12 protein-coding genes are annotated in these 12455 nt (G+C 33.0%); all 12 read right to left on the bottom strand.

Annotation, left to right across the window (positions count from 1 at the left end):
- Positions 1–18 precede the first annotated feature (18 nt).
- On the bottom strand, positions 19–1101 hold the full coding sequence (locus AAHJ11_RS14330) for a glycosyltransferase family 4 protein (protein ID WP_413579697.1): 1083 nt from the start codon (positions 1099–1101) through the stop codon (positions 19–21).
- 6 nt (positions 1102–1107) lie between these two features.
- Positions 1108–2337 (bottom strand): glycosyltransferase family 4 protein, encoded by a 1230-nt coding sequence (locus tag AAHJ11_RS14325; protein ID WP_413579696.1) that lies wholly within the window; start codon positions 2335–2337, stop codon positions 1108–1110.
- A 334-nt stretch (positions 2338–2671) separates the two neighbouring features.
- Positions 2672–3706, bottom strand: coding sequence for a glycosyltransferase family 2 protein (locus tag AAHJ11_RS14320; RefSeq protein WP_413579695.1), 1035 nt, complete (start codon positions 3704–3706; stop codon positions 2672–2674).
- Entirely contained in the window at positions 3694–4899 is a 1206-nt protein-coding gene (locus AAHJ11_RS14315) for an O-antigen ligase family protein (RefSeq protein WP_413579694.1), read from the bottom strand. The genes AAHJ11_RS14320 and AAHJ11_RS14315 overlap by 13 nt, the downstream gene beginning before the upstream one ends.
- Positions 4900–4923: 24 nt before the next feature.
- The gene (locus tag AAHJ11_RS14310; protein WP_413579693.1) at positions 4924–5862 is read right to left on the bottom strand and encodes a glycosyltransferase family 2 protein; all 939 of its coding nucleotides are present in this window, start codon (positions 5860–5862) and stop codon (positions 4924–4926) included.
- A complete protein-coding gene (locus AAHJ11_RS14305) occupies positions 5859–6911 on the bottom strand; it encodes a polysaccharide pyruvyl transferase family protein (protein WP_413579692.1) in 1053 nt (350 codons plus the stop codon). The genes AAHJ11_RS14310 and AAHJ11_RS14305 overlap by 4 nt, the downstream gene beginning before the upstream one ends.
- On the bottom strand, positions 6895–8022 hold the full coding sequence (locus AAHJ11_RS14300; protein ID WP_413579690.1) for a radical SAM protein: 1128 nt from the start codon (positions 8020–8022) through the stop codon (positions 6895–6897). The genes AAHJ11_RS14305 and AAHJ11_RS14300 overlap by 17 nt, the downstream gene beginning before the upstream one ends.
- Positions 8010–9014: a DUF6625 family protein gene (locus AAHJ11_RS14295; RefSeq protein WP_413579689.1), complete on the bottom strand. Its 1005-nt coding sequence runs from the start codon at positions 9012–9014 to the stop codon at positions 8010–8012. The genes AAHJ11_RS14300 and AAHJ11_RS14295 overlap by 13 nt, the downstream gene beginning before the upstream one ends.
- Positions 8996–10213, bottom strand: coding sequence for a glycosyltransferase (locus AAHJ11_RS14290; protein ID WP_413579688.1), 1218 nt, complete (start codon positions 10211–10213; stop codon positions 8996–8998). The genes AAHJ11_RS14295 and AAHJ11_RS14290 overlap by 19 nt, the downstream gene beginning before the upstream one ends.
- Positions 10210–11310, bottom strand: a complete 1101-nt coding sequence (locus AAHJ11_RS14285) for a polysaccharide pyruvyl transferase family protein (RefSeq protein ID WP_413579686.1) — start codon at positions 11308–11310, stop codon at positions 10210–10212. Before AAHJ11_RS14285 ends, AAHJ11_RS14290 begins: the two co-directional genes overlap by 4 nt.
- On the bottom strand, positions 11307–11756 hold the full coding sequence (locus tag AAHJ11_RS14280) for a Coenzyme F420 hydrogenase/dehydrogenase, beta subunit C-terminal domain (protein WP_413579685.1): 450 nt from the start codon (positions 11754–11756) through the stop codon (positions 11307–11309). Before AAHJ11_RS14280 ends, AAHJ11_RS14285 begins: the two co-directional genes overlap by 4 nt.
- Entirely contained in the window at positions 11753–12397 is a 645-nt protein-coding gene (locus tag AAHJ11_RS14275) for a Coenzyme F420 hydrogenase/dehydrogenase, beta subunit C-terminal domain (protein WP_413579682.1), read from the bottom strand. Before AAHJ11_RS14275 ends, AAHJ11_RS14280 begins: the two co-directional genes overlap by 4 nt.
- Positions 12398–12455: the final 58 nt, after the last annotated feature.

Raw genomic sequence — 12455 nt, 5'->3', positions numbered from 1 at the left:
AACTTAAATATATAAAAATTAAAACATATTTTCGTATACAGAAACAACCTGTTCTGCTATTCTATCCCAGTTATACTCATCCATTAAATAATGGACAGGACAAAAATCCTGCACTAAATTCTTTTGTAATTTTTCCTGTAGTTGCTTTTCATTCCCTGTCTGAAAATAGCAATCAAAAGCCAGCCCTACTTCCAGATTTGCAGGGATATTACTCACAATCACTGGAAGATCATAGCTCATCGCCTCCAATAAAGCGATAGGTAAACCTTCATGAGAAGACGGCAAAACAAAACAACGGGCATGAGTTAGCAGTTCATGCAACTTAGTACCTTTAATAAAACCAGTCAGAATTACCCCATTTTCTTTTGCCAAAGACTTCAGTTTCTTTGAATAATCATCCTCAAAATCTGTATCGCCTGCAAGCACCAGTTTATAGTTCTGTTGTTTCAGAGCTGCAAAAGCACGAATCAACTGATGAAAGTTCTTTTCCGGTACAAAACGTCCCATGGCAAACACGTAACTATGGGATTCTACCCCCAGGCTTTTCAGATAGTCCGTATCCGCCACCTTATCCGGCGCAGGTACTCCGTTGTAAATCAGGTGGCAGTCTCTCCGCCCGTATTTGCGCACCAGGAGGTCGTTGATCACCTCCGAGATAACAATCACCTCATTGGCGAACATGACACCCATCCGTTCGCCGTGTTTCAACATGGTTTTAGCCGCCCATCCCCATTTGTCCCTGTCGTAATCGGGACCATGGTGCGTGAAGACCACCTTCATGCCCAGCAGGCGTGCCAATGGTGTCACCAGTGCAGGTCCTATAGCATGGATATGTACAATATCCGCATGCAGGCTTTTAGCTTTCAATATAGCTTTGAATGTATGAATGATAGCCTCCAACGACTTTCTCTTGGGAGTCGCTAGGTCCACCAGTTTTACCCCCCTATATTCCGTAAGCGAATCATGGACGTAACTCCTCCTGCGAATCAGACTGACGTCAATACCTTTCCTCACAATACGTGGAAAAAGCTCCTCACAATGTGTCTCGACACCGCCCAGAATATCAGGGATACCCCGAGTGCCAGTTACTATAATTTTCATGTAAAACTATTTATTTAAAAATCGATTATAGAAATTTATTAGTTTCGGATAGTAATTTGTCAAACCAAAATTCCGTTTAGCAAAATCTATCGTATTTTGGCTGAATAGTTCATACTCCTCATTTGATAAAAGTAAAGCCTGTTCTATCTTATCCAACAAATTATCTACATTTCCACTTTTAAACTGAAAGCCTGTACTATTATCTATAACAATTTCAGGAATACCACCTATTTGCGCCCCAATAACAGGTGTGCCTAAAGAATAAGACTCAATAATAGTCATGGGATTATTTTCATACCATTCGGAAGGAACAATAACAAAATACGCGTTCTTTACCAAAGAAACAAGCTCTTCTCCTTTCTTATAACCCAAAAATTTAATGTTATTCAAATCGTGTTTTTCCTTAAAATCCTTAAGTTCGCTTTCCAAAGGACCTGTTCCAACAATTCGCAACTGGTAGCTATTTTTTCTCCTAAATGCTTCCATCAAAGTTTTTACCCCTTTCTCATAAGACAAGCGTCCGAAAAATAAAAAATATTTATCTATAAAAAAATTCTTTTCAGCAACTATAGATGTAGAAAAGTTATAAAGAACAATATTAGTTTTTTGTCTAACAACTGGCATATACTTCTCCTGTATTTCCTTCGAAAAATAACTTACATAAATAAATCCATCTATATATTTCGCAGGATTAAAAAAACAATTACGGAAATATTGTTCAGCCGCCATAACCGCACTCATCACTTTGTCGCCTTTTGTACAAGTGTGAGTGAAGCATTTATAAAAATATCTGCCTTTACAATCTTCACAAATACGTCCACTGCCATCTCGGAATGTGTATGCCGGGCACACAATCCTATAATCATGCACTGTGAAAACGATAGGTATGTCATATTTCTTCAATACAGGGAACACAGACGGTGTTATTTGTCCCCAAAGTAAATGGATATGAGCAATATCAGGTTGCTCGTCTTTTATCAATTGTTCCATGTTTCTTGCAGCTTCAAAATGGTAGAAGTAATTTACTAAATTTTTTACTCCTTTCATTGGTCCCTTTCGAGTTTCCTTCGATTCGGGAAAGTATTTGGAATAAGGTGACGGAGTGTTCTTCGACCATTTTAAGGTGAAATATACCACCTGATGCCCGAGCTCTTTCAACATTTTCCCTGTATTGAAACAGACAGTTTCCGCTCCGCCTTTATTGTAGTTATACACATCAATTAAAAGAACTTTCATTATTTATATTATTATTTTGAAGTACACAATATGGATTTCATAAGTCGGTAGTCTCTTTAGCAATGAATGTAAGCACTCAATTTAGGACATCCCCCTTTGAAAGGGCATATAATTATGCTCTAAACCGATTTTTGTTAATAAATTAGGTTAAATTTAATATTGACTTGCAGCCAAAGTGATTTTGTCAGGAACCATGTTAACATATACATATCTTTTTTAATTTGATTCTCGATGAAGGTAACCATCCATTTTAGATCCTAATTTTAGTGCTTACCTCACATGTATCTTAAACTGGCCTCACATTTTAAAATCTCTAAGGATTAGAATTCCAGAGTTAAACCCTTTTATTCGCCATCTTTTTGCTCCAATAAAATAATTTACAGAAAGCAAACAAGATATAAATTCGTTTGTGTATTGTCAACCAATAAATGATCGCTTGAGCTAAAGGAAGATAATGGACCTTATATCGGGGGATTATTTCTTTCCATATAGGGTGATCAAGCATACATCTCATAATATTCAATTTATCTTTTCTGTCAGAACCAATGAGCTGAATCAACTGGACCCTACAATATCCCAAAAAGAAACGGTTGATTCTCAACATTGTTTCATTTGATTTACCCAATTTTTCAATTTGACAGCTTCTAAGCTTTATAAATCGCTCAAATTTTTCAGGCTTGAATGTAGTAGTCAGTGAAGTTCCATTGAGACAATAATAATACATTGCGAATGGAAGTAATACCATCTTTTTGCTTTTCAAGAAAAAATCTATTTGAAAAGGAATATCTTCCGAAACAAGTTCTCTCTCTGAAAGAAAACGCATTCCATACTGATCAATGATAGACTTCTTGTAAATAGAATGCCATACAGACATGGAATGAAGCCTTTCTATTTTATTTCCGGGAAGAGTAGCAATCATATCAAACAAATATTCTCGAATACCATCTTGAGTTAAGAGAGTCTCTTCCTTGACTTCAATTTCTTTATCCCAAATACCCGCAGCAGTTTCTGTTTGAATGCCAGCAAATACACAATCAGCCCCGTACCGGACAGCTGCATTGTATAGTTTTTCATAAGCGTCAAGAGTTACATAATCATCTGAATCGACAAAAGCGATGTATTCGCTACATGCCATATCTATGCCGGAATTTCTTGCAAATCCAAGCCCCGCATTTTTCTTATGTATGACTTTAACTCTATTATCTTTCTTTGCATACTCATCGCACATCCTAGGGCAATTATCAGGAGAGGCATCGTCAACCATAATAATTTCTATATCCTTCAAAGTTTGATTAAGTAACGAAGTCATACAACGATCCAAGTATTTCTCAACGTTGTAAATTGGAACAATAATACTTATTTTTGGCATATATGATTGTATTTATTATAATCATAAGCAATTAGAAATGAGATAACAACAAGCAATTTATTGTCTATTGTAATCTCTACTAATCCCACAATGAAAAAAAACAAAATGTAGCACAAAAGAGGATAAGAAAAAGAATGAGCGATTTTATCCTTAACATATTTAAATACACTTATAAATATAAGCAAATACAATACTGTGCATGTTAGCCCCTCTTCAATATATAGATTCACTAAACCATTTTGAGCATTAGCTACACCTAGTAGATACGCTAAAACCCAATGCGAATTTCCTACACCGACCCCCCATAATGGTCTAACAGATAAGATGGGAATCAAGGCATCATAAATTTCAGTTCTTCCAGTCAAAGTTATGTCCTCATGAAGTATATTCACTATAAAATCTTGAACAATTTGTATATCAAGTATAAAACTATAAAAGAAAATAAACAAAACACCCAAAGATAGAATTATGACGTAAGTTTTTAGCTTGAATAGAATAAACCCAAAGCGTCTTTTAGTATTAAACAGAAATACAATAACCAACATTCCAAGTAAGGTTGTTGTACATTCTGCCAATATCGACATTAATAATGTCATAATTATCAACATTATACTTATGCATTTATTAGGTATAACATTCCTTTTATAAGAATATATGTAGTAAAAAACATAGCATAAAATATGCATATAGCACAATGAAAACTTATTCCCGATTAAATAACCTTGTTCGCCAATACTTCCAATTACAAGAAATACTAAATCAGATATAATGATATAGAAAAGTGACACTTTATAAAATGTTCTAAATAGTATTTCAGTCTTATTTATGCTACTTAAGTATTCAATATAAATGAATGACGTAAGAACAGAAAGAGCCTGAAGTATTCCTAAAGTATATGATGATAGTCTTAAATCTTCTTTATTACCCAATCTTAAACTATCAAGACTATTCATATTTATATCTTTGCTTAAATAAGATATTACAAACAATCCAATACAATATATTACAACTAATCTATTAATAGTCTTAAACTGTGGCAACAATTTATATTTCCGCTTGACTAATAAAAGTGCAATGAGAGCCACAGTACTCATAGCCTGAATTATTCGCCCTATTCCACTACCGTCATCAAGATATACAAATATAGAATGAAAAAGAAGTAGTGATGTTAATAATAAGAAACGTTCATTCATAATTCAAGTTCTATATAATAACTTTCAGCGGATAAAATCAATCAACTTATAAGGCCAAAAAAAATTTCGAAAAGCTCCCCAAAGTAGAATCTTCTTTATCAGAGATATTCTATTCTCCGAAAATACATAACAAGAAGAAGGAGCATATAAATCAACAAGCCATTCTTTCTTTCTCGTGGCCTTTCTCAACATGCAAGCTCCCTTAAAAGTATTAACAAAGTTACAGAACGCAGCCTCATGCTTCTGAAAAAGGTCCTTGTTTACTAAAATCCGCTCTATCATTTTCAGGTTTTCATATACACTGCTAGCACGTTTCAGCGAGTATTCGTCGCTAGTCAAAGAGCCCGAGTTTGTCAGATTATAATGATAGAATGGTTTATCTATAAATGATATTTTTTTAACATTTACAAAAATTTGCACCATGATTACCAAATCCTCATGCATATTGGCAATGGGAAATTCCAAGCCTTCATACATTTCTCTTCTCACTAATTTGTTCCAAACACCCGAATGCAATTGTGCTCTAAGCATCATATTTATTCCATCCGAAGCCATGTCGAATCGAGGACCTTCTATCACAACTTGTTTATCGGTATAATTTTCATAATAATGAGCTATGACTATATCAGAATCATTCTTAACTGCCGATACATACATTTTTTCAATGTAATCAGATTCTACCCAGTCATCAGAATCAAAGTGAATAATATATTTCCCTTTTGAAGCTAAGAATCCGGTCTTTCGGGCTTGGGGTAAACCTTCATTCTTAGGTTTATTAATTATTCTAACATTACGATTTGGATAATCGGATATAACCTTTTGCAGAATCTCCATTGAATGATCCTTTGTGCAATCATTTACAAAGATAAATTCTATATCATTGTAAGTTTGTTCCAATACAGACCTTGCGCATCGTTCAATATATTGCTCAACATCATAAATAGGAATAATAACACTAATCATAAGACATTTAAAATTTGATTATAGAACTCTTTTCTCTTTGCATCAAACAACTGTTTGTTAGGTTTGGCTTTCATTACAGCATCTACATTAACTATGAAAGATTTTTTATCAAAACTATCCATATAGAAAATATATCCACAGTCTTTTATCCATTCAAAACAGTTTTTTACTTTTTGATTGCTATTAGAAAATACAATAGCAGGAGTCCCAGTAATATATGCAAATATCATCCCATGTAATCGGTCTGTAACCATTAGTTTTTTACTAGACAGATTGAGTAAGAATTCATTCAGATAATATTCTTTATTATCTAAGGTAATCATCGTATCGCTGAGAACAGTATCTGTCCTTTCAAAAGGTTCGGAATAAGTTTGAACGACTTCTATTATATCAGAAACATCATTCCAAGAAAGGAACTTCTCTTTATCATCTCTTAAACAAATCGAGAAACCTTTGCGTTGATTGTCGAGTTTCAAATAATCCAAGGTCAACACAACATCCGGCACGACTACTACTGATTTATTTAATAGTTCAAAAAGGAAATCAGAGGTTCTACTCTCTCGAGCTAGTATTTTCAAATGCTTATGACTACCATATATTCTTTGAGCAGCCTTCATTGTTTGCCTACCTTCTAACGAATCAGAGAAATCCGCAGTTAGCGGAAATTGTAAAATTTCATTAATAGGAAGTAATGAAACAATAATCTGACGAAGATTCTCATAAAGAGGATACATATCTCCCATATTTCCTCCTCCTACAAAAGTAACTATATCTTCATTAGATACTTGTTTAACAACACTTTTAAGATAAGAGTACGAACAATTTGATGGAATTTCGACGATAGTATAATCAGGTTTCCAGAAATGTAGCAACTGATGTTGAGCATAAGTAATAGCAATGTCACCTAAATTTCCATAATTAGCTGCCAAGAAAATAAAAATTCTTTTCTCTTTTGGCAACTCTATCTTGGATTCCCTTGCTAACCAATAATTTTTTTTAAAACGGAAATAGGGCGGAACAAGAGTTTTAAGCCTATCTATATAATACATTCTTTATGAACAGTTTTAAGTTTTTTGGAATGAATCCTTTTATGCCACTAAGTAATAAACATTCGTAGTGTACATAAGACGAGCAAAATGTCTCCCATTTAGTGTCACAATTATGATTATCATACAGTTTTTGCGACATGATTTCTTTCATCTCATCATTAATCCAATTCCATCCCTCCTTTGTTTTACGATTCCTCAATTCATAGTAAGTGGGAGCTTTGTATTCAGGAATGACTCCGAAACTTATGAAATGAGAAGAGTTCATACAGAATGGAGAACGACAATGATGACCAACAGAAAAGAACTTAATAGGCCTCTCTATATCCTTGTAAAGGTTGATCGTATAGGGAGATGCATAGCAAGATCTGAATTCACCTGTAGCCATATTTAAACTTCCCCCCCACTTGCCTGAATAGCAGTATTCATAGCGTTTCACCATAAAATTCTTCATAGTAAAATCAAATAGAGGAGAGTTGAATTCATTACCTTTTCTAACATATTCTTCCTTTGAATGTTGAGTTAACAAACGGATATCTTTTGAAAGATTTAACTCATCACGTGTTGCCGCAATCTGGGGCAATGCTCCCACATTGTCCATACACAATTGTTTGATTTCATCAAAATAAGATTCATATTCGTCACATAAATTCACTTGAACCAAAAATGAGCATCCTAAATTATGCACATATTTGATATTATCGAAAAACTTATCTACATAATTAATTCTCTTCAATTCTATCAAATGCATGGAAAAAGAGAACTGTACATGTTTCAAAAGGTCCGACGGTATTACTTCCGCTATTCTTTTAAAGGCTTTCGTAATAGTTCCATTCGTGGTGATATTAACATAATGTCCTTCTTTCAATAGAGCAAGCATCAACTCGGGCAAATCTTTTTGCATCATTGTTTCACCAGCTCCACACAGTGAAAAGTATGCTATACCTCCAAGACGTTCTTTAGATAGCGCTCGACCAATATATTCAGTAGAATATTTCATATCTGCCATTTTCATCTTACGATTATCTCTTTGTACCACATAACAATAGTGGCATTTGATGTTACAAGCAGTAATAGGTATGAGACATTCAAAAAAGTATTTTATTTTTTCCATAAATCAATTTTTTCCTTGATCTTTATCAAATTACGTCTTATAAAAGAACTAGCAATCTCCATTTGGCTATCCCATTTTTTAATTTTATCAAAATTATCAAGCGTAATGATTGGATATTCTAATTCGCAGAAACGATTAGGAATAATTTTTACAATATCATTTAATAACAAATCAGAAGAAAATAACATTTTGCGCTTCTGCAAATGTATATAGGCCATTTCTTCGAAAACGAGCCGTGCCCCTTTTTTCATATACCGAACAATATGACCATGATCCCACAAATAAATTGCATTTCTATAGGGCTCTGCTAAATATCCATACTTAGATTTCTCCTTATATTTTCCAATATATTCTACACGAACAAAACGGTAATAGCTCATATGAAAATTAAATGAGAAATCCTTTATATATACAGGTCTGTTTTCAGCTAAAAATATTCGATTAATATTGTTATCATAAAGATATTCTTCATCAAAAGTAGCTATTGAGTTTGTCGTAAACGCATTCTTATATAAAGATATTCCTTTATAATCGTGCATGAAAATTCTATTGGTTTCGTATGAATTACGATACAAAACCATATGGCCTAAACAAAATAATTTATCATATTTCTTCAGAAGATCATCCGTTATAAAATTCGACAAATCCCCCATTATAGTATCTGTATCGCAATGCCCCCAAAATTGAAATTCAGAAAGATACTCTTCAAAAAGATATCCATAAGCCGGCTTGTAGTCACACAGTTTATATGGCGTTTCTAATGCAATAGGAAAATCAAATTTTGATTGCACTAAATCTCGCATTTTTTTAAAAGATATTTTTTTAACTATGAAATTCTCGGGATAATTATATTTTGTTTCATCATCGGTTATTACAAGCCAATTAAAATCTGTATTCTTAGCACAAGATCTCAAAAATAATGGGAAATAATTATTAAACCGTCCAAAGTAAACAATGATGAAACAGCACTTCTTTATTTTTTCAGCATCCATTTTACCAGTTTTTTAACGTAAGTTCTTAATCTGTTATAATAATATATGAATGTATTTAATATAATTTCTAGAGTAATTGCTTCTTTGATAATAAGATTATCCGACTCAATATTTAGAAATAATTTCTCCCATTCTATTATCACATTTTCAATAGAAAATTGCTTTATATAATCCATTGTAGCTTTTTTATTATAACAATCATTGTTTAAAAGCCGAATTACATAGTCAGCAAGCTGGTCTGTGTTATCATAAAGATTGCTTTTTTCATAGACAGTGTCAATATATCCAGCACATTTGATAGTTGTAACCTGACAATCCATAAATTGCATTTCAACAGCTGTATATCCAAAGGTCTCTGATACTCCACTTGGATTCGGAACTCCAACTTTGCACTTCTCTAAAATATCATATTTTTCATTTCCCATAATACCCAAAAAATGTACAGAATTTAGTATTTTATCATCTTTTGTGATAAAGGGTATAAATTCGCGCTCAAATTCAAATGAAGCAATTCCCCATTTACCTAGTTTTGTATTTCTCCCATATAATTTTCCAGAACCAATGACATATAATTGAGCCCCGGGTATTTCTTTAATAATAGAAGGCCATGCCTTTGCTAAATATTGAAAGCCTTTAGCTGCATGCAAACTGCCTATATAGCACACGTTGGGTGATCTTAACTTATTAGGGGTAAGAGTCGGATAATGACTCAAAACATTTGTCGGAACAGCATTAAAAATATAACAAGACTTATCATAAATAGGATGCCCTTTTGTTTGCTCAAGTTCTTCTTTTCCAACATTAACAATCTTAATAACATTGTTCATTCGCGAGATGAAATCTTTGCTATCATCTTTAATGAATGTATTTGCCCATCCAACAAATTTCACTTTATTGAATCGGCAAACAATATCTTTAGTCAATAGTTTACCATCCACAACAAGAAAATCTATCTTGTTGTGGATGCTATATTTAATAGCTCCAATAAAATCCTTGCAAGCATTCCAGCATAAAGACGATGGAAATGTACCTGGTTTATCACAGAGCATGATACAATCAATATATCCTCTTATACATAATTGAGAGGCTATTAGGACTGCAGAATACTCAGACCCTCCGACTCCGGGATTGCCTTCGTCAACCTTTCGAAAATCAATATTTTCAATATTCTCATTTGCAACATAAAAGGCTATTTTCATCTGCAAGAAAAGTTTAATGATTCGTTTAGATACTGTTTTGATCTGGAAATATATGATTCTAATTTGCTTTTTACCATAGGATAATCTATTATATTTTCCTTGAATTCGTCCTTGGATTTTATATATCTTTCTAATAATCCAGCATTAGATAACAAAGTTTTAAGTCGGGCACTTTCATATCTATTTATAACCCAAAGTTCTTTATTCAAAATAATAGATAATGCAACACCGTGAAAAGAGTTAGTTATGACTGTATCAGCATATTTTATATATCCTGCTATTTCTAATGGACCAAGCCCTCTCTTATGTCGTTTGCCCTTGTTTGAATAGAAACTTGCATGAACTTCAACCACCATTAGACCTTTTCTTTTAGCAATAAAATTTGCTAATTCGACAGATTCTTGGGTTTCTGACATATGATATACAAGAATATAATTTGTTTCTTGCGGTTTGACCAATATTTTTTCATAGTCTTCACAGTCAAGTAAAAAAGTAGGATCTATACACACAGAAATATCTTTATGTGTATAACTGGCTAGTTCATCCTTTAATTGATTTTCTCTTACTGATAAAAAATCAAATGATTCTAATAATCTAATCAAATCATCTTGATATTTTTTAAATAAGTGAAAAGATGCTATTTCTGAACTTGCTGCATAGGAAATTCTTAAAGCTTTAGCTGGCATGGGAAAATCTAAAAAATAATATTTATTCAATCCATGCAGTAAAGAAAAATTCCAAATTTGATCACTTCCTGCTATATAAGCATCGTAATTTAAATTTTCTATTTCTTTGTTATTACAATTTGATAATTTGAGGTATTTTGATCTGAATAAATCATATGCTTTCTTTTTACTATACATTTCACGATGATTCCATAGATTAAAGCAAAATATATAGATAGACTTTAATAGATTTTTTCTTTGAAAAAAAATTTGATAGTTTAAAATACTATAAACTTGTTCTATTGCTTTGCAACGATAGTCAACAATACTTGCATCATACCCCTTTCGTTGAAGGTATGTTTGCAAAGCATATGCTTGTAAAGCTGCTCCAAAATTATCAGCTCGATGAAATGTTAATATGCCAATTTTCATTTTCTCCGTAATAAGAATTTAGCAATAGATTTAACCTTAACTATAAATTGTTGCTTACTTTTTTCTAGCTTATATCTCCACCCGTCTTCACCATATTTTCTAAAGACGTATTCAAATCCATGATTTACATAGTCTTTTTCAAAATCATCCCTATGTGAATCCATTCTTGTTGGATATATCATATTGGGTTGAATACAATTATCTAATTCTGCGGTTATTACAATCATCCTAGATTGAACCATTTCAAACAATTTTCGTCCTTTCTCCGTATTTATTAGAACCAAAGAAACACCTTTATCATCAGAATTAATATTGGAATCTGTTTTTTTCCATCCCCAGAAATCAGCAATTGTTATATCACTAGGACGATGAAGATTAGTAAAGTGACATTTTCCACATGATTTGCGAAGCATTATGTGTTTATAAAACAAAAATGTAAAACTCATTTTACCCCCCCCTTAACAAATTTAAACGTTTCATAATGAGCTGCCCATCCAAATTTTTGCTTATCGCGAAAATTCACCCAACAAATAGGTGAACCTTGTTTTTTTTCTAAATAAGCAAGGTAATCTCTCCATAAATAGGGTCCAGGCACACCATGACAAACAATATCAATTAAAAAGAGATTCGTACGTAAACGTTTACCCACATAAGAGTTTAAACCGGAAGTCTGACATGGAGTCCCTGAAAATAGTACAATCAATCCATCACGCAAATCTTTTTTTATCTGACGAAACACTGTATTCATATCACTTTGTACATACTTACTTCCTTTAAACTCATCTCTTTCAGCTTTAGTAACAGCACGTTTATGAACAACACGAAAATGATCTTTATAACCTGCACCATAAACAACACCACCTTGTTCCAATATATAATCAGATATAGCTATAAATGCTGCCCCGCTGCGACTTGTCTCGACTTCATTCATATCTTTATGTCGTGTAGCATAAGCCAAAGGTTTGTCAAAGTTAAAACTCGTATCATAATGATCGTTGAATGCACAAACTTTCTCACATAAACCGCAATCTACACATTTTTCCTTATCGACTTCTGGATAAAAAAAGCCTAGAGCATCGGGTTTCATTACTATCGCATCATGAGCACATATACAAGCACAAGCCGTACACCCGCAACAATCTGCC

The sequence above is a fragment of the Bacteroides sp. 90-K9/2 genome, from assembly GCF_047310725.1.
In the GTDB taxonomy this organism is placed as follows: Bacteria; Bacteroidota; Bacteroidia; order Bacteroidales; family Bacteroidaceae; genus Bacteroides; species Bacteroides vicugnae.
Note: the sequence above shows the minus strand (reverse complement) of the source record. Positions and strands in the feature narration are given on the sequence as shown.